The organism is Cognatishimia sp. SS12 (assembly GCF_028369055.1).
Taxonomy (GTDB): domain Bacteria; phylum Pseudomonadota; class Alphaproteobacteria; order Rhodobacterales; family Rhodobacteraceae; genus Cognatishimia.
In genome coordinates, this window is record NZ_JAQNCZ010000001.1 from 829,885 (window position 1) to 853,995 (window position 24,111).

A 24,111-nucleotide genomic window follows, 5' to 3' on the forward strand; every position below is an offset into this window, starting at 1 on the left:
GTTTTGTGGCCACCGCCCTTACGGGAAACAGGGCGCCAGCATCAGCCCTTCGGTCTCGGGCAGGCCCAGCATCAGGTTGGCGTTTTGCAACGCCTGCCCGCTGGAGCCTTTGGTCAGATTATCCAGCGCCGCCACCACGATGGCGCGCCCTTCGATCCGGTCTTTGACCACGCCGATGTGGCAGAAATTGCTGCCGCGCACGTGGCGCGTGCTGGGGGTCTGGCCAACAGGCAGCATCTCGATGAACGGTTCGGCCTCATAGGCGCTGCTCAGCGTCTGGTGGATCACCTCGGCATCGCCCTGCACATAGACCGTCGCCAGAATGCCCCGGTTGGCAGGCACCAAATGCGGCGTGAATTGCACTTTGACAGGGCGGCCCGCTAAGGCACTGAATTCCTGATCAAATTCGCCCAGATGCCGATGGGTGCCACCGACCGCATAAGGATGATAGCCTTCGCTCAGCTCGGCGTGGAGCAGGTTCTCCTTAAGCGAGCGGCCAGCGCCGGAGACGGCACATTTCAGATCCAGAATGATCTGGTCAAGGTCAATCACCCCAGCCGAAATCAGCGGGCGCAGCGCATATTGGCCGGTGGCGGCATTACAGCCGGTGCCCGCCACTAGCCGCGCGGATTTGATCTCATCCCGGTAAAATTCGGTGAGGCCATAGACCGCCTCGGCCTGCTCTTCCAGCGCGTCGTGCTGCCCGCCGTACCATTTGACGTATTCTTCAGGATCGCGCAGCCGGAAATCAGCCGAGAGATCAACGACTTTCACGGTTTTGGGCAGAGCACGGATCACCTTTTGACTGGTCGCATGTGGCAGGCCGCAAAACACCAGATCGACATTGGCAAAATCTATCTGATCAATGGTGACCAGATCCGGCAGATCCAGATGGCGCAGATGCGGGAACACATCGGCCATGGCCATGCCCGCTTTGGAGTTGGCGGCCAGCGCGACAATCTCCATCGACGGATGGGTCGCGATCAGGCGCACCAGTTCGGCGCCGGTATAGCCACTGGCCCCGAGGATTGCGATCTTATGGGTCATGCTTTGACCTTTCTATTCCTTGGCTCCTGCCGGACATGCGCCGCAGAGCTTGGCCCAAGACCGGGCCGCATAGTGTTTCAGAGGATTTAAGGCGCTTTGCGCCAATCATCAAGCAGCGATGAACTCGACTTTTCGTCGCAGAAACTGCGTCGCGCGGTCGCTGACGCGCGCCGGATCGCCCGTGGTCAGGAACATGCTGTCGGTGCCGCTGCCAATCATCGTGGGGTGGCGGCGCAGGTAGTCGCCCAGACTGTCGGCCACCAGATTGGCTTGGCTATAGACTTTGACATCCTCGCCAAGCGCCGCCTGAAAGGCCTCTTCCATCCACGGATAATGGGTGCAGCCCAAAATCGCCGCCTCAGGATGGGGCATTTTGCGTTTCAGCGCGTCAACATGGCTGCGCACCAGTGCCTCGGCCAAGATCACGTCGCCATCTTCGATGGCGTCCACCACGCCGCCGCACGCCTGCGCCTCAACGTCAACGCCAATGGCGCGAAACGCCAGCTCGCGTTGAAAGGCGCGGCTGGACACGGTCGCAGGGGTCGCAAACAGCGCCACATGTTTGACGGCCACTTCGCGCGGCGGGCTGTTGTCGCCCCAACGCCGTTCTGTCAGCGCCTCAATCAACGGCACAAACACCCCAAGCACCCGCTTGTTTTCAGGCAGAAAGCTTTCCTGCATCCGGCGCAGGGCGGCGGCGCTGGCGGTGTTGCAGGCAAGGATCACCAGATCGCAGCCCGCGTCCCAAAGACGTTCCACCGATTTGGTGGTCAGATCATAGATGTCATCGGCATCACGCACCCCATAAGGCGCATGGGCATTGTCGCCAAAATAGACCAGCGGCACATCCGGCAGACGCTTGCTGACCGCATCATAAACGGTCAATCCACCCAACCCACTATCAAAGATCCCGACTGCCATGGCGCATCCACCTTTATTGAGACTTAGTATCTCGGTATTTCTGTTCAAATTCAAACCCATATGACGATGAGTCAAGGGGTGTCGGAGACAAAGCATATGTTTGCGCGCGCAGGAAGTCCATCAGCGCTTTGCTGTCAGACTGACGCGCCTGAATTTCGGCGCGCGCAATGGGCTTGCCGACGACAATGCGCACAGGCTGATCAACCCGCTTGCGAAATTCACGGATCAGGAAGCTCATGCGCAGGGTATAATGCAGATGGCTCGCCAATTGAAAAAACCGCGTTGTGCTGCCGTCAAAGAAGAGCGGCACAACAGCGGCCTCTGATTTGGCAACCATCCGCGCCGTGAACCCGCGCCACACAGGATCAAGCGGCACCCCTAACGGCGTGGCGGCAGTACTGACGGTGCCGCCCGGAAAAATGCCAATCGCCCCACCGTCCCGAAGATACGACACAGCGGTTTTGCGCGTGGATAGGTTAAGCTGCATGGCGGCTTTGGTTTCGGAAAAATCAATCGGCAGCACCACCCGGTTGATGTCATCGGCTTTGCGAAACACCTGATGCGCCAGAATGCGGAAATCCCCGCGCAGCTCACTGAGGAGCTGGCCCATCATCAGGCCATCCAGAATGCCATAGGGGTGATTGGCAATCAGCAAAAGCGGCCCCGTGCGCGGGATCAGATCAAGGCTGCCCCCCACCACCTCTAGCGTCAGCCCATAGCGGCGGCGCATCACATCCCAGAAATCGGCCCCAGCCGCGACCTCGGCCTCATAGCCTTTGGCGCGGCGGATCAGCCCGGGCCGCCCGGTCAGGTTTTCAAAGCTGCGGATCACAAATCGCCCCGCCGCCGTTTGGGCGGAATGGGCATAGCTGATATCCCGAACAATGGCGCGCTGCGAGGTCATGCTGCCTTTTTAGAGGCGCGCACAAAAAGACACAGCCCCGCAATGGGGGCTGTGCGTTGTTTCAACATTGCTGTGATCAGAAGATCACGGGCTGATTATTCCGCCGCGCGGGGCAGATCAGATGCCGGGGTGCGCAGCACCGCCAGCAGCTCTTCGCGGCGTTTGGCGGCCTTGGCTTCGTTGGCCGCTTTGACAGGACCATAGCCTTTGATCTGCATCGGCAGCTCGGCCAGGGCAATTGCCGCGTCATGGGCCGCGTCACCCTGTTGTGGCAACACCTCTGCCATGTCGTTTTCATACTGCTTGATCAGCGCGCGCTCCATCTTGCGCTCTTCGGTATAGCCAAAGACATCCAACGGCGTGCCGCGCAGGGATTTCAGCTTGGCCAACAGTTTGAACCAACGCAGCATGCCTTCGCCAAATTCGCGTTTCTGCGGGTGCCCACCCGGCCCCATTTTGCTGAGCATCGGCGGCGCGAGGTGGAATTTCATTTTGAAATCCCCGCTGAATTGCTTGGCCGCTTTTTCGCGGGTTTCCAGATGCATCCGCGCCACTTCGTATTCATCTTTGTAAGCCAGCAGTTTGAAATAGCCTTTGGCCACGGCTTCTTTCAGGCGCGCATCCGCAATCGGGTCCACCAACGCGCGGTATTTCTTAGCCAGACCTTTGCCCTGGTATTTTACCAGTTGATCTGCGCGGAAGGCGATTTTTTCCTCCAGCGATTTTGGCAGCGCAACAATACCTGGTGCCAGCAGTTTCTCGGCCTCAGCCGGATAAAGCGCCGCCCAGCGACCCAGTTCAAAGGCGCGTTTGTTTTCATCGACCTTTGCGCCATTCAGCGTGATCGCATGCATAATCGCCTCATGGCTGACCGGGATCTGGCCCATTTGCCAGCTCGCGCCAAAGATCATCATGTTGGAATAGATCGAATCTCCCATGGTGACGCGCGCCAGTTCCGACGCATCAAACAGCAAGAGCCCGTCTTGCAAACGCGCCTGCAATTGCAGCGCAAGGCGGTCGCCCGGGATGGTGAATTCGGTATTCCGCGTAAATTCGCCAGTGATGATTTCATGGCTGTTCACCACCGCGCCGGTGCGGCCCATGGTTGTCAGACCCAGCGTCTTGGCCCCGGCGCTGACCACCAGATCGCCGCCAATCAGCGCATCACATTCGCCGGTGGCGACGCGGATGGCGCTGATGTCATCGGGGGTTTCCGCCAGACGGCAGTGGATATGCACGGCCCCGCCCTTTTGCGCGAGACCTGCCATTTCCATCATGCCAGCGGCTTTGCCATCAATCTGTGCAGCCTGCGCCAGAACCGCGCCAATGGTCACGATGCCGGTGCCGCCCACGCCGGTCATCACCACATTGTGGGTGCCGGTGATGGGTTTGATTTCAGGCTGTGGCATGTCGGGCAATTCCAGACTGGCCGAGGCTTCCTTGCGGATCTTCGCGCCAGACAGCGTGACAAAGGACGGGCAGAAGCCGCTGAGACAGCTAAAGTCTTTGTTGCAGCTGGATTGGTCGATGCCGCGTTTGCGGCCCAGCTCTGTTTCAACCGGCACAATCGAGACGCAGTTGGATTGCACCCCGCAATCGCCGCAGCCTTCGCAGACATCGGTGTTGATAAACACGCGCTTGTCCGGATCAGGGAAAGCCCCGCGCTTACGGCGGCGGCGTTTTTCATTGGCGCAGGTCTGCACGTAAAGGATCGCCGAAACGCCGGCGATGGTTTTCATCTTGTCCTGCACATCCATGAATTCGGCACGTTCATGCACCATCAACCCGGATGGGAAGGCCTTAAGGTCGATGTCTTCTTTCTCGTCATAGACCAGCGCGATGTTTTTCACGCCCATGGCCTGCAATTCGCGCGCGATTTGCGGCGCGTCGATACCGCCATCAATGGGCTGACCGCCGGTCATCGCAACCGCGTCGTTATAGAGGATTTTATAGGTGATATTGGTGCCGGCCGCCAAAGCCGCTCGGATCGCAAGCGAGCCAGAGTGCGTATAGGTGCCATCCCCAAGATTCTGGAAAATATGCTCGCGCTTAGAGAACGGCGCTTCGCCCACCCAGTTGACGCCTTCGCCGCCCATCTGGGTAAAGCCCACCGAATTGCGATCCATCCATTGCACCATGTAATGGCAGCCAATGCCGGCACCGCCGCGGCTGCCATCCGGCACGCGGGTCGAGGTATTGTGCGGACAGCCCGAGCAATAATGCGGCACGCGGTTGGCCAGATCTTCAGCGTTGTCGGCCTTTTTGGCCTCCATCAGCGCGCTCAGCCCGGCTTTGATGCCATCGGTGCCCCGGCCCTCTTCGATCAGGATATCACCGATCTTTTCGGCAATCATGATCGGGTCCAGCGCGCCACGTGTCGGGAACAGCTCTTCGCGGTGCATGCTGCCCGCGCCGCCCTTGTACCAGCCATAGACGCGGCGGCCCTGACGATCATCAAAGATCGCTTCTTTCACCTGCACTTCGATCAGCTTGCGTTTTTCTTCGACGATCACGATCAGATCAAGATCTTCGGCCCAGTCGTGAAAACCTTTCATATCCAGCGGGAAGGTTTGGCCAATCTTATAGGTGGTCAGGCCCAGGCGCTCTGCCTCTGCCTCGTCAATGTTCAGCAGCGACATCGCATGGGTCAAATCAAGCCAGTTCTTACCGGCCGCCGCAAAACCGATTTTCGCGCCGGGTTTGCCCCAGACCCGTTTATCCATCTTGTTGGCGTGGGAAAACGCCTCTGCGGCGTAGCGCTTGTAATCGATCATGCGCACTTCTTGGTCGTGCGGCGTGTCAGGGGTGCGAATATTCAAGCCGCCCGCAGGCATCTGAAACTCCGGGGTGACAACATTGACCCGGTCAACACTGCCGTCAATGACAGCGGTGGCTTCGATCGTGTCCTTCATGGTTTTCAGACCCACCCAGACACCGGCAAAGCGCGAGAGCGCGAGGCCATAAAGACCATAGTCGATGATTTCCTGCACACCGGCAGGAGACACAACAGGCATGTAGGCATCCACCAAAGCCCATTCAGATTGGTGCAAGACGGTCGAGCTTTCGCCGGTGTGGTCATCGCCAAGCGCCATCAGAACGCCGCCGTGTTGGGAGGTGCCCGCCATATTGGCGTGGCGCATCACATCGCCGGTGCGATCCACGCCCGGTCCCTTGCCGTACCAGAGGCCAAAGACACCATCGTATTTGCCTTCGCCGCGCATCTCTGCCTGCTGCGTGCCCCAAAGCGCCGTGGCTGCCAGATCTTCGTTCAGACCCGATTGAAAGGTCACATTGGCCGGCTCCAGATGTTTCTTGGCGCGCGTCATCACACTGTCAACCGCCCCAAGCGGAGAGCCACGATACCCAGAAACAAAGCCTGCCGTGTTCAGCCCCGCCGCTTCGTCGCGCGCCTTTTGCGTCAGCATCAAGCGGACAAGCGCCTGCGTGCCGTTCAGCAAAACCTGCTTTTTGGTCAGATCAAATTTATCGCTCAGCGATACTTTCTGGATGCTCATCTGGCGTCTCCCCTCGGCTCGATGACACTGTTAGTATAGCGCATATATTAGGTCACCAATTCTGACCCAACCAAGGGGTTTATGTGACATTTCGAATAAAACCTCGCGTCACATATTTTGTTTTTTCCTAATTTCTTGTATGTGGCGAATGGGTTAGCGAAAGTTGCGCATATGGACTGGGATAAGCTTAGAATCTTTCACGCTGTTGCGGATGCGGGCAGCCTCACACATGCGGGCGATGCGCTGCATCTGTCGCAATCGGCGGTCAGTCGCCAGGTGCGCGCCCTCGAAGAGAGCCTGAACACCACGCTGTTTCACCGCCACGCGCGCGGACTGATTCTTACTGAACAGGGGGAATTGCTGTTTGACGCGACCCGCGCCATGTCCAAGCGGCTGGATGCCGCTTCGGCCCGCATTCGCGACAGCGAAGAAGAGGTCTTTGGCGAATTGCGCGTGACCACCACGCTGGGCTTTGGCACCCTCTGGCTCGCCCCACGGCTGCATAAGCTTTATGAAAAATACCCGGACCTCAATATCGACCTGATGCTTGAGGAAAAGGTGCTCGACCTGCCCATGCGCGAGGCTGATGCCGCGATCCGCATGAAAGAACCCAGTCAGGCCGATCTGATCCGCAAACGCCTGATGAGTGTGCGCATGCGGCTTTATGCGACGCAGGATTATCTGGATCGCCAAGGCACGCCGGAAACCATGGACGATCTGGTAGACCATCGCCTGATTTGCCAGAACATCGACGCCACGCAGGTCAGCGCCAGCTCTGCCTTGACGCAATCGATCCTGACCCATGACATTCCGTCGCGACTTATGGTGAACAATTACTTTGGCGTCTTACAGGCGGTGCTGCACGATCTGGGCATTGGCATCCTGCCCGATTATGTGGTCGAAGAATCCCCGGATCTGGTGCGCGTCTTCCCTGACACGGAAAGCAGCGAAGTGCCGGTCTATCTGGCCTACCCCGAAGAATTGCGCCAATCCAAACGCATTCAGGCGTTCCGCGATTTCATTCAGGAAGAGATCCAGCTTCACCGCAAATTGCTGAAAGAACAGGGCAACGTGTGAGCCATGCGCCACATGCATATCGGCTTTGACGCTTTCGGCGTCAGATTATCTTGAAAGTTTTCAAACTGACCACTATTTCACCTCTCGAAGGCGATGATTGCTGAAAAGCGCATCATCTTCATACCTCCCTGTTGGACTTCGGCCGAGCTATTCGCTCGGCCTTTTTTTTGGCTGCATTGTTTTTTGCCGACAAGGCCCCATGTTGCCAATGCGAGGAAACAGGAGCCGAAAAATATGACCGCGCGACGCAACTTTTTAAAACTGACAGCCGCCACCGGCCTGATGGCCGCGACCCCAGCAATGGCAGCCGTTGTCACCCCCAAAGCCACTGAAGGGCCTTATTACCCAAAGCCCGGCATGCGGTTTGACGATATCGACAATGACCTGGTGAAAATCGCCAGCAAAGTGATCGAAGCCGGGGGCGAGGTCATCCGCCTGACCGGACAGGTCATGACCAAGGACGGCACAACAATCGAAGGCGCGCGTGTCGAAATCTGGCAAACGGATGCCAATGGCCGCTATCTGCACACGGGCGAGCGCAGCGCACAGCCGCGCGATGCTGCCTTTCAGGGCTTCGGTCACGACATCACCGGCCCCGACGGCCGCTACAGCTTTCGCACCATCAAGCCGGTGGCCTACCCCGGACGCACGCCCCACATCCACGTAAAGGCGTTTGTGGGCAGAACAGAGCTGACAACGCAATTCTATCTGGATGACGACGCGCAGAATGGCGCTGACCGGATCTACAGCCGCATGACACCCGCAGAACGCGAAGCCGTGACCATGCGCTTTTCCGTGGTCGACGGGCTGCCACAGGCCACGGTCGACATCGTGCTTTAACGCGCCCATTCCCCGGCGCAAAAGTTGATGCAATCAGGCGCGCGGCAGGGCTTTCCCTGCCCGCGGATTTGCCTTATGAGGGCGCCAAGATTGCCTTAGGGGACATGAGCAGATGCAAGATCCAGAAATCACCGAAGACGTCATTGCAGCACACGGGTTCACCCCCGAGGAATATGCAGAGGTGATCAACATTCTGGGCCGCGACCCGACATTCACCGAAATGGGTATTTTTTCGGCGATGTGGAACGAACATTGTTCCTACAAATCCTCCAAGAAATGGCTACGCACCCTGCCCACCGAAGGCCCGCAGGTGATCTGCGGCCCCGGTGAAAACGCCGGCATCGTTGATATTGGCGACGGTCAGGCTGTGGTCTTCAAAATGGAAAGCCACAACCACCCATCGTATATCGAACCTTACCAAGGTGCGGCCACAGGCGTGGGCGGCATTCTGCGTGACGTGTTTACCATGGGCGCGCGCCCCATTGCGGCAATGAACTCTCTGTCCTTTGGTGAAACTTCACATCCGAAAACCAAACAATTGGTCAACGGCGTGGTCGAAGGCATCGGCGGCTATGGCAATTGCTTTGGCGTTCCGACCGTCGGCGGCGAAGTCCGTTTTCACCCGGCCTATAATGGCAACTGTCTGGTCAACGCCTTTGCTGCCGGTTTGGCGGACAGTGACAAGATTTTCTACTCGGCGGCTTCGGGCGTCGGTATGCCTGTTGTGTATCTCGGCGCAAAAACCGGGCGCGATGGCGTCGGCGGGGCGACCATGGCCTCCGCAGAGTTTGACGACACCATCGAAGAAAAGCGCCCCACCGTTCAGGTGGGCGACCCCTTCACCGAAAAACGCCTGATGGAAGCCACGCTGGAGCTGATGCAGACCGGCGCTGTGATTTCGATCCAGGATATGGGCGCAGCAGGTCTGACCTGCTCAGCTGTGGAAATGGGTGACAAAGGCGGTCTGGGCGTACGCCTTGATCTTGAAAACGTGCCGCAGCGCGAAGAGAACATGACCGCCTATGAAATGATGCTGTCTGAATCACAAGAACGCATGCTGATGGTTCTGAAACCAGAGCTGGAAGAAGAAGCGCGCGCGGTCTTTGTGAAATGGGATCTGGATTTTGCCATCGTCGGTGAAACCATCGCCGAAGACCGCTTTTTGATCATGCACAACGGCGAAGTCAAAGCAGACCTGCCACTGTCCAAACTCTCCTCCACCGCGCCAGAATATGACCGCCCCTGGGTGGCCACCCCGGCGGCCGAAGAATTGGCCGACGTGCCTGAGATTGACGCGATTGACGGGCTGAAGGCGCTGATTTCCTCGCCCAACTATGCGGGCAAACAATGGGTCTATGACCAGTATGACTCCATGGTGATGGCCGACACCGCGCGCGGCCCTGGCAAGGGCTCTGGTCTGTTGCGGGTGCATGGCACCGGCAAGAAACTGGCCTTCACCTCTGATGTGACCCCGCGCTATGTCAAAGCCAACCCGGTTGAAGGCGGCAAGCAGGCCGTTGCCGAGGCCTATCGCAACCTCACTGCTGTGGGGGCAAAGCCGCTGGCCACCACCGACAACATGAATTTTGGCAACCCTGAAAAGCCCGAGATCATGGGGCAATTCGTTGGGGCCATTCAGGGCATCGGCGAAGCGGTCAAAGCGCTGGATATGCCCATCGTGTCGGGCAACGTCTCGCTTTACAATGAAACCGACGGCAAAGGCATTCTGCCAACGCCAACCATCGGGGCCGTGGGCCTGATTGCCGCAAATGAAGAGCCAATTGATGGCGAGGTCCGCGAAGGCCATGTTGCCCTGCTGATCGGCGAGACCATCGGGCATCTGGGGCAATCCGCCCTGCTGGCCGAAGTGTTCAACCGCGAAGAAGGCGACGCGCCTGCGGTGGATCTGGCGGCCGAAAAGCTGAATGGCGAATTCATCCGCAACAACCGCGACATGATCAAAGCGTGTACCGATCTGGCCGACGGTGGCCTGGCGCTGGCCGCGTTTGAGCTGGCCGAACAGGCGGGCGTTGGCGTGGTGCTGGATGCCGCAGACACCGCTGCATTGTTTGGCGAAGATCAGGCGCGTTACCTGGTGGCCTGTAACTTTGATCAAGCCGAAGAGCTGATGACCCGCGCCGCCGCTGCAGGCGTGGCGATCCAGTCGGTGGGCAAATTCACCGGCGATGTGGTGCGCTTTGGCAATTCCGAAGCCGCGCTGGCAGAGCTGGCGCAGATCTTCCGCAGCAGTTTCGCTGCCGCGGTCGCCTAAACAATGTTGGGGCAGACCGCGCTCTTCCCCGATTTCACCGCTGATTGCACAAGATGCGCCGCGCTCTGTTGCGTGGCGCTTCATTTTGACAAGGGCGATGCCTTCGCCTTTGACAAACCCGCAGGCACACCCTGCCCCAACCTCGCCCCTGACAGTTTTGGCTGCCGTATCCACGCCGACCTGATGAACAAGGGCTTTGGTGGCTGCGTGAAATTTGACTGCCGCGGTGCAGGCCAGCGCGTCACCCAAGAGGTTTTTGCAGGCATCACATGGCGCGACGCGCCGGATCAGATGCGCCAGATGATCGATGCGTTTCGCATGATGCGCCGCCTGCATGAAACGCTTGAGGCCATCGCCCTGCTGCAACGCTATCCCCTCAGCCCGCCGCAAAGCCAGCAGCTTGATGCCTTTCTAGCAGAGCTGACGGCCCCCGAAAGCGGCTGGACCGTCAGCAGCCTGACCGCGCTGGACGCCAGCGACGTGTTTGACCGATTTAAGGCCGCCCTGCCCGCGTTTCGCAGCGCCGTGTCGCGCGCCTAAACGGTTGCGGCCCCCGTTACTCCCGCCTAGGCTGAAGTGAACGAACTTTTTTCAACGGACCCGATTTCGCAAGGCGAATTGATGACGAAACATCTGATCTTCATGATCGGCGCGCATAAGACCGCCTCCACCCATTTTCAGCGCTCGATGAGTCAAAACGCCGCCCTGATGGCAGAGCATGACGTTGCGGTGATTGCGCCGCAAATCATTGGCAGCAACCTTTTCCCACTGGCCAATCTACTGCGCGAGCGTATTGATCCGCGTCTGACCGCGGGTGCGGGCGACGCTTTTCTAGAGCATTACGTTGGCGAGGCCGGTACCGCCCTTCTGATGAATGAAAACATCTCAGGCAATCTACGCCCCAATATGCTGATGGAAGGCGATCGCTTTTACCGCTTTGCGCCAAAACGCATGGCGCGGCTGGCGCAGCTATTTCCCGGTCAACGCCACACCATTTCGCTGGCGATTCGCAACCCGGCGCGGTTTCTCGTGTCGGCTTGGCAGGAGAACATGAAAGGTCATGCCTTCAACAGCTTTGACAGCTACGTCAGCGGCATTGATTTGACCGCGCTCAGTTGGTCCAACCTGATCTTCCGCCTGCGCAAGACCATTGATGGGCCGGTGGACTTCATGGTTTGGCGCTATGAGGATTATGAAACCGCGCGCCAAGAGTTGATCACGGAGATCGCCGGGGAGGCCTGCGCCGCGCAGATCGCTTGGTTGGATCGGGCCGCCAATCAGGGTCTGTCAGCGCAGGGGCTGGCCTATCTTGAGGCGCTCGGCGAGGACATCACAGCAGAAAACCGCGCCGCCGCAGAGAAGCTTTTCCCGCGTGGGCCGGATTTTCCGGGGTTTGCGCCCTATTCAGACAAGGCCCTCGCCGATCTGACTGCGCGCTATGACGCCGACTGGGAGGTGATCCAGCAGATGCCGCATTGCCGGACATTTCCAGCGTAGCCCCAGTAAAACAACGTGCAGGCACCCTTGCGCTCGCTGCGGCGCGCACATAAGTTGACAGAAAATATCAAGGATATCTTCATGGCCATCACCGCATCTGAAATCGAGCATTTGCTCCGTGACGCTTTTCCCGGCGGCAAAATCACCGTGCAGGGCGACGACGGCGCGCATTTCGCCGCTGAGGTGATCGACAAAAGCTTTCGTGGCATGAACCGGGTGCAGCAACAGCGCGCCGTCTATGCCGCCCTCAAAGGCAAGATGGATGGCTCCAATGGTGAGCTGCACGCCCTGGCCCTGACCACCAAGGCCCCTGAATAAACCAGACAATTGCCAGCCGCGCGCTGGCCCGATGCCGCCCGATCAAGGCATCACAACAAAGGATGACGCAATGAGCGACGCAAAAACCCGTATCGAGGAAACCGTCAACGCCCATGATGTGGTGCTGTACATGAAAGGCACCAAGGAAATGCCGCAATGCGGGTTCTCCAGCCGCGTGGCCGGTGTTCTGAACTACATGGGCGTGGAATACACCGATGTGAACGTCTTGGCCGATGAAGACATTCGCCAAGGCATCAAGGATTATTCCGACTGGCCAACCATCCCGCAACTCTACGTCAAAGGTGAATTTGTTGGCGGCTGCGATATCGTCACCGAAATGACCCTCTCCGGTGAGCTGGACACCATGTTTGACAACAAGGGCGTCACCTACAGCAAAGAGATGGCCGAAAAAATCCGCGAAGCCAACGCCTAAGCGCAGCTGGCGCAGATCACATTCGGAAAAGGCGGCTCATAGAGGCCGCCTTTTCTTATTCAACAACAGTACTTTACCAATTTTAAGACGCGGCTTTTTCTTCCACCGTGGTTGCCAGCGCTTCGGCACGGGCGGCAAGCTCTGCCAGGCTGTCCTTGACGGATGAGGGCACCACCGGCACCTCAACCTTGTCCGGCACGGGCGCGGGGGCGTTCTTGATCCGCTCCACCTCGGCGGTCTGCTCCGCCAGTTTGGCTTCGAGCTCGCGCATGCGATCTTCCATCCCGGCCGATTTATCCGCCAGCATCAGCCCCGCCATCAACAGCATCCGCGCTTCGGGGATACGGCCAATCTGGCTGGTCAGCACCCGCGCCTCATCGTCCAGCATCTTGGCCGCCGATTGCAGAAAATGCTGCTCGCCCTCTTGGCAGGCCACTTCGAAGGCGCGCCCGCCAATGCTGATTTCTACTTCTGGCATCAGACCGTTTCCTCCAGCTCGTCAAACTCAGCTGCCTCGCCCAACAGCGGTTGCAGGGTTTTCAGGATCACATCAGTTTCGGCGCGCTCCAGCTCATGGGCGGCGCGCTCTGCGTCAAGTTCCGTTTGCAGCGACTGGTTGATCACCTCTGCATCCACGACCTTTTCGGCAGCGGCCTGCCTGAGGGCGACGGTATTGCTGCGCAGCTGTTTGTTTGATCGGCGCATACGCACCACACGGCTGTTCAGCCCTTCCCAAGCTTCGCGTTCTGCCACCGCAGCCGCGCGCAACTGGGCGATTTCGGCGGCATGCGTCTCTTTTAGGGCCGCAATATCAGAATCTTCTCCCGTCGCGGCAGGTGTGGCCGCCGGCAAGGGCGATGGTTCAGACAAGCGTTTGAGGTCCGAAATTTCCGACAAGAGCGCCTTTTTGTCGTCACGCTCCGCCTCAAGCGCCGCTTTGAGCGCCGCGATTTCGCTCTGTGCCGCAGCAAGCGCCTCGGCCCCGTCAGCCCCCGATTCGCCGTTGTTGCCAGTGTCGATGTGATCCAAGCCGCGCGCAATGCGATCCAGCGCTGCGGACAGCCTGTTTTCAAGATCTGCGATCTCGCTCATTCGCCTCGTCCTTTCATCCCTCACGTCCCCGATGCGGCCCAATGGTGCCCAATGCAGCGCGCATCCCAACAGCCGCTGCGCGAATCGCGCAATCAGCTGGCTTTCAGCGATTTTACCCAAAGGTCTGACAAAATGCGCCCCCTTTAACATCAAAGACTTGCAGCCTGTGCTTAAACCTGCCGACACGCCGGTTCTTGATCTTATGGGCCAGCCTGCTATTGAGCGCATAACAAGCGATAATTTAAAGGACGTTGCCCGTGGACATCGCCGCTCTGAAAGCCAAAAATCCGGATCATTGGATGAAAGCCACCGCCATTCGCGCCCTGGCGCTGGATGCGGTTGCCGCCGCAAATTCCGGCCACACCGGCATGCCCATTGGCATGGCGGACGTGGCCACCGTGCTGTTTGAAAAGCACCTGAAATTTGATGCGGCCAATCCGCAGTGGCCAGATCGCGATCGCTTTATCCTGTCGGCGGGACATGGCTCCATGCTGATCTATGCGCTGCTCTACCTGTCGGGCGACAAGCAAGTCACCCTCGATCAGATCAAGAATTTCCGCCAACTTGGTGCGCTGACCGCCGGCCATCCGGAAAACTTCCTGATTGACGCGGTGGAAACCACCACAGGCCCGCTGGGTCAGGGTATCGCGAATTCGGTTGGCTTTGCCATCGCCGAAGAAATCCAGCGCGCCCAGTTCGGCAAAAAGATCGTTGATCACCACACCTACGTGATCGCGGGCGATGGCTGTCTGATGGAAGGCATCAGCCAGGAAGCCATCGGCATCGCAGGTCGGCATCAGCTGGGCAAGCTGATTGTTCTTTGGGACAACAACAACATCACCATTGATGGCACGGTTGACCTGTCGGATCGCACCAATCAGGTGCAGCGCTTCAAAGCCTCTGGCTGGCATGTGCAGGAAATCGACGGCCATGACCCCGAGGCCATCGATGCGGCCCTGACCGCCGCCAAGAAATCCAAGAAACCCTCGATGATCGCCTGCAAAACCCATATTGCTCTGGGCCACGCGGCGCAGGACACCTCCAAAGGGCACGGGGCGCTCACCGATCCAGAGCAGCTCAAAGCCGCAAAAGACACCTGGGGCTGGCCACATGGCTCCTTTGAAATCCCTGCCGATCTGAAATCCGCCTGGGAGGCCATCGGTGCCCGCGGCAGCGAAGAGCGCACCGCCTGGAACGCGCGCTTTGCCGACGTATCCAGCCAGAAACAGGCAAAGTTCAACCGCGCCTATGCGCAGGAAACCCCAAAGAAGCTTTCCGCCGCCATCAAGGCCCTGAAAAAGAAAACCTCAGAAGAGCAGCCCAGCGTCGCCACGCGCAAATCTTCGGAAATGGCGCTGAAGGTGATCAACAGCATCATGCATGAAACGGTCGGTGGCTCGGCGGATCTCACCGGGTCCAACAACACCAAGACCGATGATCTGGGCATGTTTGACACCACCAACCGCGGTGGCCGCTATATCTATTGGGGCATCCGTGAACATGGCATGGCCGCTGCGATGAACGGCATGAACCTGCATGGCGGCATGCGCGCTTATGGCGGTACCTTCATGGCCTTCACCGACTACGCCCGCCCCTCCATGCGTTTGGCGGCCCTGATGAAGGTGCCAACGGTCTTTGTCATGACCCATGACTCAATCGGCGTCGGCGAAGATGGCCCAACACACCAGCCGGTGGAACATGTGGCAATCTCGCGCAGCACGCCCAACACCTATGTGTTCCGCCCCGCAGACACGGTGGAAACCGCCGAGGCCTGGGAAATCGCGATCAGCAGCACCTCGACCCCATCGGTGATGGCACTGACGCGCCAGAACCTGCCAACCGTGCGCACCGAACACAAACTCAAGAACCTGACCGAACAGGGTGCCTATGTGCTCGCCGAAGCCGAAGGCAAACGCCAGGCCATCCTGATCGCCACCGGATCTGAGGTTTCCGTGGCGCTGAAAGCGCGCGACATTCTTCAGGCCGAAGGCATCGGCACCCGCGTGGTCTCCATGCCTTGCATGGAGCTTTTCGCCGCGCAGGACGAAAGCTATCGCCGCAAGGTGCTGCCTGCTGGCCCCGTGCGCGTCGGCATCGAGGCCGGCGTACGCCAAGGCTGGGATCAATGGCTGCTGGGCGAACGTGGCAAAAACGGCAAAGCCGACTTTGTGGGCATGGACAGCTTTGGGGCCTCTGCCCCTGCGGGCCAGCTCTTTGAAAAATTCGGCATCACCGCCGAAAACGTGGCAGAAAAAGTCAAAGCGATGCTGTGAGCCTTGCACCACAGCAAAAACCAAGGGCGCCCCAATCGGAGCGCCCTTTTTTTATTCGGCCCATTCATCTTTTCAAAAATACTCCCGCCGGAGGCACCCGCCGGTGCCGCCCATTCTGCAGGCGCGGCTTATGTACCCGGGCGCAGCGCCTGATAGGCAGGCAGGATCACACGGGTCACAAGCGGAATAAGCACAAAGCCAAGCGCGAGTCCAAAGACGCCATCCATGGTGGCCTTGCTCAGCCACTCCACAAATCCTTCCCAAGCAGCGGGTACAGCGTGCCCGGCCGCATAGGCCCAGTCGTGGATGTGATGCCCCAGCCAGCCAAAGCCAAGCTCTTCCATCCCGTGCACAATGATCGACCCACCGACCCATAACATGGCGGCGGTGCCGACAATCGTCAGCAGTTTCATGAATTTTGGCATGGTTTTCACAACGCCCTGCCCAAAACCGCGCGTCAGGGCAAGACGGCCGTTTTGGCTCAGCCAAAGGCCGACATCATCTGCCTTCACAATCAACGCGACCGATCCATAGACAGCCACGGTGATCCCGATGCCCACCACCGCGAGCGTTGCGGCCTCCATCCAGAAATTGCTTTCCGGGATCGCCGCCAGCGCAATGGTCATGATCTCAGCGGACAGAATGAAATCGGTTTTGATGGCCCCGGCGACCTTTTCCTCTTCAAGATGCGCAGGATCGCCCGGTTTGTCTTCGGGAAACACAGGGTGATCATCATGGGGCACCAACAGGTGATAGATCTTCTCTGCGCCTTCAAAACACAGATAGGCCCCGCCCAGCATCAACAAGGGCGCAATCAGCCAAGGTGCAAAATTTGCCAAGAGAAGCCCAATGGGCAACAGGATCAGGATCTTGCTTTTGAAAGACCCCTTGGCGATTTTCCAGATGATCGGCAGTTCGCGTGCCGCTTCAAAGCCATGTACATATTTTGGCGTGACCGCTGCATCGTCGATCACCGCGCCCGCAGCCTTGGCCCCGGCTTTGGCAGCCTGCGCCGCCACATCGTCAATCGACGATGCCGCCACTTTGGCAATGCCCGCCACATCATCCAGCAGCGCCAACAACCCACTCATATAACGTCCCCCTGAACATCCATTGGGGGAAACATAGGCTCAGCGTACCCGATCGACCAGTGCCTGACGCACGCTTGGCGTGACAAATTTGCTGACGTCCCCGCCCAAACGCGCGATTTCCTTAACCAATTTGGAGGCAATCGCCTGATGCTGCGCATCGGCCATCAGGAACACGGTCTCAACGCTGGCGTCCAGCGCGCGGTTCATGCCGACCATCTGATATTCATATTCAAAATCCGCCACCGCGCGCAGCCCGCGCACAATCACCTGGGCGCCCACTTCTTTGGCGCAGTCGATCAGCAGGTTTTCAAACGGATGGGCCACAATCTCGGTGCCGGTTTCACGCGACAGGGCCTCGCATTCGGCCTCAATCATCGCCACGCGCTCCTCCAAAGAGAACATGGGCCCCTTATCGCGATTGATGGCTACGCCAATCACCAGCCGGTCCACCAAAACCGCCGCACGGCGGATAATATCAACATGGCCCAAAGTGATGGGGTCAAAGGTTCCGGGGTACAATCCAGTGCGCATCCATGCTCTCCGAAATTTTATTTTGCGCAAGCAACCTTACTGGACCCACAATTGCAAGAGAACAATGCGTCGCCACGCAGAACTACGGGGGGGATGGCGCAGCGTCATTGCCCCCACGCAGCCATAGTGGGCTTAATGCCCCATGATCATGCCTTCGAGCGCATCTTTTTCCATCGCCACTTCGGACAGGCGCGCCTTGACGACATCGCCCAGGGTGATCAGGCCAATCAATTTGCCCTCTTCGACAACCGGCATGTGGCGAAAGCGCCCTTCGGTCATTTTTTCCAGCACGCCCACGGCATCATCCGCCAGGCTGCACGTGACGAGTTTGGAGGTCATCAACTCATCCACCTGATCGCTCATGCAGGCGGCCCCGCGATTGCCAAGTTCGCGCACAATGTCACGCTCTGAGAGAATGCCATCTGCGGTTTCGCCGTCACCGGAGACCACGACGGTACCAATTCTGCGGTCAGCAAGGATCTTGGCCGCATCCCGGACCAGCGTACCTGGCTGAACCGTTACAACGCGCGCGTCACCTTTTTCCTTCAGAATTTGTTGTACCAGCATATAAGGAACTCTCCGTAAAATAATTTCGTCAACTTGAGCGTCGCCGCAAGAATCGCAAAAGTCAAGTCAGCCCCTCCAGCCGCGCCACCTCCTGACGCAGGCCAGCGCTCAGGGCTTCGGCAAAGCGATTGAGGCGTTCCAATCGTTTGTCATCTTCGTGGCGCACAAGGTAAAACGCCCGCGTGAGGCAGACCGCGGGATGCAGCACACGGTGCAATTCAGGCGCAAAGGGCATGGCGAAATCATGCACGATACCCACCCCGCTGCCCTGCTGCAACCAGTTGAGCTGCACAGACACCGAATTGGAGGCGAGCCGGGGCGTGCCCAGCCCCAGTTCTTTGAGGTAATCCAATTCCTTGTCAAAGATCATGTCGGGGATATAGCCCACCAGTGGATGATCTTGCAGCGCGGCCAGATCCGTGATGGCCGGATGGGTCGACAGATAAGACCCCGCCGCCGCGAGGCTCAGCTGATAGTCAGTGATTTTCTGCACCATCAACCGGCCTGCGGTGGGCGGGCTGACAGCGACAACAAAATCCGCTTCGCGTTTTGACAGGCTAAAGAGTCGCGGCAGGGCGACAATCTGAATTTCCAGTTCCGGGTTGTCCTCGGCAATGCGGGCGCAAACCTGCGGCAACAGAAAATTCGCCGCCCCATCCGGCGCGCCAATGCGGATCTGCCCGGTCAACGCGCCGGTTGTGCCGCTCATTTCCTCATCTGCCATCTGCATGGATTGTTCGGCCCGGATCGCATGGACCAACAGCCGTTGCCCCATATCGGTCAGCGCATACCCGGTGGGGGATTTTTGAAACAGCGGCGTGGCGTAAGCCTCTTCCAGCCGCCCGATGCGCCGCCCCACTGTCGCCGGATCCATCCGCAAGCGTTTGCCCGCTTTGGACAGGCTTTCATCGCGGGCCACCGCCAGAAACACCCGCAAATCATCCCATTGCGCCATGCCGCGCCCCTCCTTTGCAAAATTGCAAAATGAATTTGAGATATTTTATCTTTTAGGCTCCATTTTGCAAGACTAGACTGGCCGCAAGAGTGGATTAGGAGGATCCGATGCAAGAGCTGACCCATTATATCAACGGTGCCCACGTCAAAGGCACATCCGGCCGTTTTGCCAATGTGTACAACCCCGCCACGGGCGAGGTGCAGGCCAAGGTGCCGCTGGCGAGCAAAGCAGAGCTCGACAATGCCGTTGAGATCGCTGCCGAAGCGCAAGTGGCCTGGTCCAAAGTCAATCCACAGCGCCGCGCACGTGTGATGATGGCCTTTGTTGGCCTGCTGAACCGCGACATGGACAAGCTGGCCGAGGCGCTGAGCCGCGAGCACGGCAAAACCATCCCTGATGCCAAGGGCGACATTCAGCGCGGCTTGGAAGTGGTGGAATATTGCGTCGGCGCACCGCAAATGCTGAAGGGCGAATTCACCGACAGCGCCGGCCCCGGCATCGATATGTATTCCATGCGCCAGGCGCTGGGTGTCACGGCGGGCATCACCCCATTCAACTTCCCGGCCATGATCCCGATGTGGATGTTTGCTCCGGCGATTGTCTGCGGCAACGCCTTTATCCTGAAACCATCAGAGCGTGACCCATCGGTGCCGCTGATGCTGGCCGAGCTTCTGGAAGAAGCGGGCCTGCCCAAAGGCATCCTTCAGGTGGTGAACGGCGACAAGGAAAGCGTCGACGCGATCCTTTACAATGACACCATCCAGTCTGTGGGCTTTGTCGGCTCGACCCCGATTGCCGAATATATCTATGGCACCGGCTGTGCGCAGGGCAAACGGGTGCAATGTTTTGGCGGTGCAAAAAACCACATGATCATCATGCCGGACGCGGATCTGGATCAGGCCGCAGATGCGCTGGTGGGCGCGGGCTATGGCGCAGCTGGCGAACGCTGCATGGCCATCTCGGTCGCTGTCCCGGTGGGCGAAGAGACCGCAGACCGCCTGATCGAAAAGCTGGTGCCACGCATTGAAGCCCTCAAGGTTGGTCCCTACACCGCAGGCGATGATGTCGACTACGGCCCGGTTGTGACCGCCGCCGCCAAAGACAATATCCTCAGCCTGGTGCAAACTGGTATCGATCAGGGCGCCGAACTTGTGGTGGATGGCCGCGATTTTAACCTGCAAGGGTACGAAGACGGCTTTTTCGTCGGCGCGCATCTCTTTGACCGCGTGACCCCGGACATGGATATCTACAAGAAAGAGATCTTCGGTCCGGTGCTGTCGACCGTGCGCGCCGCGTCGTATGAAGAGGCGATTGCCCTGGCGATGGACCACGAATATGGCAATGGCACCGCGATCTACACCCGCGATGGGGACACGGCGCGTGATTTTGCCAATCGCATCAATATCGGCATGGTGGGCATCAACGTGCCAATCCCCGTGCCGCTGGCCTATCACACCTTTGGCGGCTGGAAGAAATCTGCCTTTGGCGATCTCAATCAGCACGGCCCGGATGCATTCAAATTCTACACCCGCACAAAAACCATCACCTCGCGTTGGCCATCCGGCATCAAGGAAGGTGGCGAATTCAACTTCAAGGCGATGGAATAACCCCGACCTAAGCTGCCCCAAAACAAGTACATGGCCCCGCCGAAAAGACGGGGCCTTGTATTTTCAGTGCGTTACATTCGGCACCATGTGACGCCCAGAAGTCACGGATAGTTATTTTTTTCTTAACATATTGCCGACAAGCATAATACTGCCGATGCTATTTCTACCCATGATAGAGCGACCGTTCCATGCCAACCGTCACGACGCCCATCGCAAACGACAACCTTCTGTTCGTACAATGCTATGGCGTTGTCACGTTGCAGGACCTGATGGATTGGCGTGTCGACGATCGCGTTTCCCCCGACTGCAAAGGGCGGCTTGTGACGCTTGTGGACCTGTCCGGCGTGACAGAAACTGACCTGAATTTTGAGCAGCTCAATGTTATTCACGGCCGCCTTGCGCGCCACTATGCAACGCTCGCACTGACGCTGCGGCTTGTTCTGTTTGCGCCCAATGACCTTAGCTTTGGCATGGCGCGCATCATCCAATCGCTGAGCGCAGAGGCCGCGTTTCTTGACGTCGAGATCTTTCGCACCGAGGCCAAGGCCTCATTTCATTTGCCCGCCGGGTCCGGCACGCTGGCGCACTATCGCAATTTATCAGAGTCTCACCACGCGCGCCTCATCAGTTGAGGGCGGATCATCCGCCCCACCACTCATCTCATTTTATCGGCGGCTCTGCCCTTGCCCCCGCCAAAAAATGCTGCCTTACTCCTTGATATAAAAAGAAAGCGATACAAGCGCGGAGGAGGAAAAATGGCCATCAAGCCCCCCGATTTCACCATTGGCGTCGAAGAAGAATACCTGTTGGTCGACAAGGACTCTCTGGACCTCGCCCCTGCCCCACAGGCGCTGATGGAGGAATGCACCGCCGCGCTTCAGGATCAGGTCAGCCCCGAGTTTCTGGATTGCCAGATCGAGATTGGCACCCGCGTCTGCAAAAATGTCGCCGAGGCGCGCGAAGACCTGAAACATTTGCGCAGCACCGTTGCCAAGGTTGCGGGCAAATACAACCTCGCGCCCATCGCCGCCTCTTGCCATCCGTTCAGCGATTGGCGCGACCAGCATCATACCGATAAAGAACGCTACAATGCGCTCAAGACCAGCCTGGGCGGCGTTGCGCGGCGCATGCTGATCTGCGGCATGCATGTGCATGTCGGGATCGAAAGTCGCGAAATGCGCATCGATCTGATGAACCAGCTCAGCTATTTTCTACCGCATCTTCTGGCGTTGTCCGGCTCCTCGCCCTTCTGGCAGGGTGATGACACCGGGCTGTCTTGCTATCGCCTGACAGTTTTTGACAACCTGCCGCGCACCGGGCTTCCGCAGGTGATGGACAGCTGGGGGCAATGGGAACGGTCCATCCAGGCACTGGTGATGCTGGGGGTGATTGAGGACAGCTCCAAGGTCTGGTGGGATCTGCGCCCCTCCAGCAAATTTCCGACGCTGGAAACCCGCATCTGCGATGTCTCCCCCCGGCTGGAAACCACGCTGACGCTTGCCGCGCTCAACCAGGCGCTGGCGCGTATGCTCTACCGATTGCAAACCCGCAATCAGCGCTGGCGGCTGTATGACAATTTCCTGATCAAGGAAAACCGCTGGCGCGCGCAGCGCTATGGCACCAGCGAGGGGCTGATTGATTTTGGCCGCCGCGAAATCATTCCCTTTGACGATCTGATGTGCGAGCTGACCGAATTGCTCGAAGAAGACAGCGCCTTTTTTGACAGCACGGCAGAGATTGAACACGCCTGCGACATCGCCCGCCAAGGCAATAGCGCCGAAACTCAGCGCAAGGTTCTGGCCGAGTCGATGGCCGCCGGCAAATCGCAGCAAGATGCTATGCGGGACGTGGTGCGCCACCTGACCGAAGAATTCCACGCGGATTTATAAGCCTAGGCTGGGCGCACCCCGCGCCCGGCCGCTAACGACGCGACGTCGCGCCGTCGCTTTGTGCCTGACACATTTGAGAAACACTCCTATTATTAAACAAACGTTCAATTGTTGATTGGGAGACTTCGATGGACTTTGCGCTTTCCGAAGAACAGACATTGATTTTCGACATGGCCAAAAGCTTTGGCGAAGAACATATCGCGCCTTTCGCGCAAGAATGGGAAGCGGCGGGCACGATCCCCAAAGACCTCTGGCCCAAACTGGCAGAGCTGGGTTTTGGCGGACTCTATGTCTCTGAAAACTACGGCGGCTCAGGCCTGTCGCGTCTGGACGCAACGCTGGTGTTTGAAGCGCTGGCCATGTCTTGCCCGGCTGTTGGGTCTTTCCTATCGATCCACAATATGTGCGGCGGCATGCTGGACAAATTCGGCTCCGAAGCGCTGAAGCAGAAATACCTGCCAGCGCTGTGCAGCATGGATAAGATCTTTTCCTACTGCCTGACCGAACCCGGATCAGGTTCGGATGCGGCGGCGCTTAAGACACGCGCAGAAAAGACCGATGATGGCTATGTGCTCAACGGGGCCAAAGCCTTTATCTCGGGCGGTTCCTACTCTGACGCCTATATCGTCATGTGCCGCACGGGCGAAGGCGGACCGAAAGGCATTTCAACCGTGGTGATCGAAGATGGCAGCGCGGGCCTCAGCTTTGGCGCGCCGGAACACAAGATGGGCTGGAAAGCCCAGCCCACCACCACCGTGCAAATGGATGATTGCCAAGTGCCGGACGAAAACCTTGTGGGCGACGAAGGGCGCGGTTTTGCCTATGCGATGGCCGGGCTTGATGGCGGCCGCCTGAATATTTCGGCAGGCGCGCTTGGCGGCGCGCAAAAGGCACTCGATCAGACCGTGCAATATATGTCGGAACGCAAGGCCTTTGGCCGCAGCATCGACCAGTTTCAGGCGCTGCAATTCCGTCTTGCGGAGTATGAAACCAAGCTGCAAGCCGCCCGCACCTTTCTGCGTCAGGCAGCCTGGAAGCTTGACAACAAGGCCCCGGACGCCACCAAATTCTGCGCTATGGCCAAGCTGATGGTGACAGATGTGGCCTTTGAGGTCGCCAACGGCTGTCTGCAGCTGCATGGTGGGTATGGCTATCTTGCCGATTATGGCATCGAAAAAATCGTGCGCGATCTCAGGGTGCATCAGATCCTTGAGGGCACCAACGAGGTCATGCGCCTGATCGTGGCGCGACAGCTGATCAACAGCTAAGGCGACGGAAAGAC

22 protein-coding genes are annotated in these 24,111 nt (G+C 58.6%); 12 read left to right on the plus strand and 10 right to left on the minus strand.

Going from position 1 to position 24,111, the window contains the following annotated elements:
• Window positions 1-18: 18 nt before the first annotated feature.
• The 4 genes from argC to N6L24_RS04150 all read right to left on the minus strand — a co-directional run bounded on the left by argC (window position 19) and on the right by N6L24_RS04150 (window position 6,387).
• Entirely contained in the window at window positions 19-1,047 is a 1,029-nt protein-coding gene (gene argC / locus N6L24_RS04135) for an N-acetyl-gamma-glutamyl-phosphate reductase (RefSeq protein WP_271843364.1), read from the minus strand.
• A gap of 108 nt (window positions 1,048-1,155) precedes the next feature.
• Window positions 1,156-1,968, minus strand: a complete 813-nt coding sequence (locus N6L24_RS04140) for a glutamate racemase (RefSeq protein WP_271843365.1) — start codon at window positions 1,966-1,968, stop codon at window positions 1,156-1,158.
• Window positions 1,969-1,981: 13 nt separating this feature from the next.
• Window positions 1,982-2,872 (minus strand): lysophospholipid acyltransferase family protein, encoded by an 891-nt coding sequence (locus tag N6L24_RS04145; protein WP_271843366.1) that lies wholly within the window; start codon window positions 2,870-2,872, stop codon window positions 1,982-1,984.
• Window positions 2,873-2,967: 95 nt separating this feature from the next.
• Window positions 2,968-6,387, minus strand: coding sequence for an indolepyruvate ferredoxin oxidoreductase family protein (locus N6L24_RS04150; protein ID WP_271843367.1), 3,420 nt, complete (start codon window positions 6,385-6,387; stop codon window positions 2,968-2,970).
• A gap of 171 nt (window positions 6,388-6,558) precedes the next feature.
• On the opposite strand from N6L24_RS04150, the gene N6L24_RS04155 reads away from it, so the two are divergent.
• From N6L24_RS04155 to grxD, 7 genes are all read left to right on the plus strand, one after another.
• Window positions 6,559-7,464 (plus strand): LysR family transcriptional regulator, encoded by a 906-nt coding sequence (locus tag N6L24_RS04155; protein ID WP_271843368.1) that lies wholly within the window; start codon window positions 6,559-6,561, stop codon window positions 7,462-7,464.
• Between the two features lie 234 nt (window positions 7,465-7,698).
• A complete protein-coding gene (locus tag N6L24_RS04160; RefSeq protein ID WP_271843369.1) occupies window positions 7,699-8,304 on the plus strand; it encodes a dioxygenase family protein in 606 nt (201 codons plus the stop codon).
• A gap of 112 nt (window positions 8,305-8,416) precedes the next feature.
• On the plus strand, window positions 8,417-10,576 hold the full coding sequence (purL, locus tag N6L24_RS04165; RefSeq protein WP_271843370.1) for a phosphoribosylformylglycinamidine synthase subunit PurL: 2,160 nt from the start codon (window positions 8,417-8,419) through the stop codon (window positions 10,574-10,576).
• A gap of 72 nt (window positions 10,577-10,648) precedes the next feature.
• Window positions 10,649-11,116 carry a hypothetical protein gene (locus N6L24_RS04170; RefSeq protein ID WP_271843371.1) on the plus strand — a complete coding sequence of 156 codons (468 nt, stop codon included), beginning with the start codon at window positions 10,649-10,651 and terminating at the stop codon, window positions 11,114-11,116.
• Between the two features lie 81 nt (window positions 11,117-11,197).
• Window positions 11,198-12,073, plus strand: coding sequence for a hypothetical protein (locus N6L24_RS04175; RefSeq protein ID WP_271843372.1), 876 nt, complete (start codon window positions 11,198-11,200; stop codon window positions 12,071-12,073).
• An 81-nt stretch (window positions 12,074-12,154) separates the two neighbouring features.
• Entirely contained in the window at window positions 12,155-12,391 is a 237-nt protein-coding gene (locus tag N6L24_RS04180; protein WP_271843373.1) for a BolA/IbaG family iron-sulfur metabolism protein, read from the plus strand.
• Window positions 12,392-12,461: 70 nt separating this feature from the next.
• The gene (gene grxD, locus N6L24_RS04185) at window positions 12,462-12,824 is read left to right on the plus strand and encodes a Grx4 family monothiol glutaredoxin (protein ID WP_271843374.1); all 363 of its coding nucleotides are present in this window, start codon (window positions 12,462-12,464) and stop codon (window positions 12,822-12,824) included.
• An 82-nt stretch (window positions 12,825-12,906) separates the two neighbouring features.
• Here grxD and N6L24_RS04190 read toward each other — a convergent pair whose 3' ends face one another.
• Complete coding sequence (locus N6L24_RS04190) at window positions 12,907-13,302, minus strand: cell division protein ZapA (RefSeq protein ID WP_271843375.1); 396 nt, start codon at window positions 13,300-13,302, stop codon at window positions 12,907-12,909.
• On the minus strand, window positions 13,302-13,916 hold the full coding sequence (locus N6L24_RS04195; protein WP_271843376.1) for a hypothetical protein: 615 nt from the start codon (window positions 13,914-13,916) through the stop codon (window positions 13,302-13,304). Before N6L24_RS04195 ends, N6L24_RS04190 begins: the two co-directional genes overlap by 1 nt.
• A gap of 299 nt (window positions 13,917-14,215) precedes the next feature.
• Here N6L24_RS04195 and tkt point away from each other — a divergent pair, with 299 nt between their 5' ends.
• Entirely contained in the window at window positions 14,216-16,189 is a 1,974-nt protein-coding gene (gene tkt, locus N6L24_RS04200) for a transketolase (protein ID WP_442872580.1), read from the plus strand.
• A 128-nt stretch (window positions 16,190-16,317) separates the two neighbouring features.
• On the opposite strand, the gene N6L24_RS04205 is transcribed toward tkt, so the two are convergent.
• The 4 genes from N6L24_RS04205 to N6L24_RS04220 form a co-directional block, all read right to left on the minus strand.
• A complete protein-coding gene (locus N6L24_RS04205; RefSeq protein ID WP_271843378.1) occupies window positions 16,318-17,280 on the minus strand; it encodes a DUF808 domain-containing protein in 963 nt (320 codons plus the stop codon).
• A gap of 39 nt (window positions 17,281-17,319) precedes the next feature.
• On the minus strand, window positions 17,320-17,811 hold the full coding sequence (coaD, locus tag N6L24_RS04210) for a pantetheine-phosphate adenylyltransferase (protein ID WP_271843379.1): 492 nt from the start codon (window positions 17,809-17,811) through the stop codon (window positions 17,320-17,322).
• Between the two features lie 132 nt (window positions 17,812-17,943).
• Entirely contained in the window at window positions 17,944-18,378 is a 435-nt protein-coding gene (locus tag N6L24_RS04215; protein ID WP_271843380.1) for a CBS domain-containing protein, read from the minus strand.
• 61 nt (window positions 18,379-18,439) lie between these two features.
• Window positions 18,440-19,333 (minus strand): LysR family transcriptional regulator, encoded by an 894-nt coding sequence (locus N6L24_RS04220; protein WP_271843381.1) that lies wholly within the window; start codon window positions 19,331-19,333, stop codon window positions 18,440-18,442.
• Between the two features lie 107 nt (window positions 19,334-19,440).
• Between N6L24_RS04220 and N6L24_RS04225 the strand changes: the two genes are divergently transcribed.
• The 4 genes from N6L24_RS04225 (at window position 19,441) to N6L24_RS04240 (ending at window position 24,097) form a co-directional block, all read left to right on the plus strand.
• On the plus strand, window positions 19,441-20,940 hold the full coding sequence (locus N6L24_RS04225) for a CoA-acylating methylmalonate-semialdehyde dehydrogenase (protein ID WP_271843382.1): 1,500 nt from the start codon (window positions 19,441-19,443) through the stop codon (window positions 20,938-20,940).
• Between the two features lie 188 nt (window positions 20,941-21,128).
• Window positions 21,129-21,572 carry a hypothetical protein gene (locus tag N6L24_RS04230; protein WP_271843383.1) on the plus strand — a complete coding sequence of 148 codons (444 nt, stop codon included), beginning with the start codon at window positions 21,129-21,131 and terminating at the stop codon, window positions 21,570-21,572.
• Window positions 21,573-21,695: 123 nt separating this feature from the next.
• Entirely contained in the window at window positions 21,696-22,829 is a 1,134-nt protein-coding gene (locus N6L24_RS04235) for a carboxylate-amine ligase (protein ID WP_271843384.1), read from the plus strand.
• Between the two features lie 128 nt (window positions 22,830-22,957).
• Window positions 22,958-24,097, plus strand: coding sequence for an acyl-CoA dehydrogenase family protein (locus tag N6L24_RS04240; RefSeq protein WP_271843385.1), 1,140 nt, complete (start codon window positions 22,958-22,960; stop codon window positions 24,095-24,097).
• Window positions 24,098-24,111: the final 14 nt, after the last annotated feature.

Bases quoted from the DNA above. Each gene is read 5' to 3' on its own strand.
- argC (WP_271843364.1), bottom strand. From the start codon at position 1,047: ATGACCCATAAGATCGCAATCCTCGGGGCCAGTGGCTATACCGGCGCC.
- N6L24_RS04140 (WP_271843365.1), bottom strand. From the start codon at position 1,968: ATGGCAGTCGGGATCTTTGATAGTGGGTTGGGTGGATTGACCGTTTAT.
- N6L24_RS04145 (WP_271843366.1), bottom strand. From the start codon at position 2,872: ATGACCTCGCAGCGCGCCATTGTTCGGGATATCAGCTATGCCCATTCC.
- N6L24_RS04150 (WP_271843367.1), bottom strand. From the start codon at position 6,387: ATGAGCATCCAGAAAGTATCGCTGAGCGATAAATTTGATCTGACCAAA.
- N6L24_RS04155 (WP_271843368.1), top strand. From the start codon at position 6,559: ATGGACTGGGATAAGCTTAGAATCTTTCACGCTGTTGCGGATGCGGGC.
- N6L24_RS04160 (WP_271843369.1), top strand. From the start codon at position 7,699: ATGACCGCGCGACGCAACTTTTTAAAACTGACAGCCGCCACCGGCCTG.
- purL (WP_271843370.1), top strand. From the start codon at position 8,417: ATGCAAGATCCAGAAATCACCGAAGACGTCATTGCAGCACACGGGTTC.
- N6L24_RS04175 (WP_271843372.1), top strand. From the start codon at position 11,198: ATGACGAAACATCTGATCTTCATGATCGGCGCGCATAAGACCGCCTCC.
- N6L24_RS04180 (WP_271843373.1), top strand. From the start codon at position 12,155: ATGGCCATCACCGCATCTGAAATCGAGCATTTGCTCCGTGACGCTTTT.
- grxD (WP_271843374.1), top strand. From the start codon at position 12,462: ATGAGCGACGCAAAAACCCGTATCGAGGAAACCGTCAACGCCCATGAT.
- N6L24_RS04190 (WP_271843375.1), bottom strand. From the start codon at position 13,302: ATGCCAGAAGTAGAAATCAGCATTGGCGGGCGCGCCTTCGAAGTGGCC.
- N6L24_RS04195 (WP_271843376.1), bottom strand. From the start codon at position 13,916: ATGAGCGAGATCGCAGATCTTGAAAACAGGCTGTCCGCAGCGCTGGAT.
- tkt (WP_442872580.1), top strand. From the start codon at position 14,216: ATGAAAGCCACCGCCATTCGCGCCCTGGCGCTGGATGCGGTTGCCGCC.
- N6L24_RS04205 (WP_271843378.1), bottom strand. From the start codon at position 17,280: ATGAGTGGGTTGTTGGCGCTGCTGGATGATGTGGCGGGCATTGCCAAA.
- coaD (WP_271843379.1), bottom strand. From the start codon at position 17,811: ATGCGCACTGGATTGTACCCCGGAACCTTTGACCCCATCACTTTGGGC.
- N6L24_RS04215 (WP_271843380.1), bottom strand. From the start codon at position 18,378: ATGCTGGTACAACAAATTCTGAAGGAAAAAGGTGACGCGCGCGTTGTA.
- N6L24_RS04220 (WP_271843381.1), bottom strand. From the start codon at position 19,333: ATGGCGCAATGGGATGATTTGCGGGTGTTTCTGGCGGTGGCCCGCGAT.
- N6L24_RS04225 (WP_271843382.1), top strand. From the start codon at position 19,441: ATGCAAGAGCTGACCCATTATATCAACGGTGCCCACGTCAAAGGCACA.
- N6L24_RS04230 (WP_271843383.1), top strand. From the start codon at position 21,129: ATGCCAACCGTCACGACGCCCATCGCAAACGACAACCTTCTGTTCGTA.
- N6L24_RS04235 (WP_271843384.1), top strand. From the start codon at position 21,696: ATGGCCATCAAGCCCCCCGATTTCACCATTGGCGTCGAAGAAGAATAC.
- N6L24_RS04240 (WP_271843385.1), top strand. From the start codon at position 22,958: ATGGACTTTGCGCTTTCCGAAGAACAGACATTGATTTTCGACATGGCC.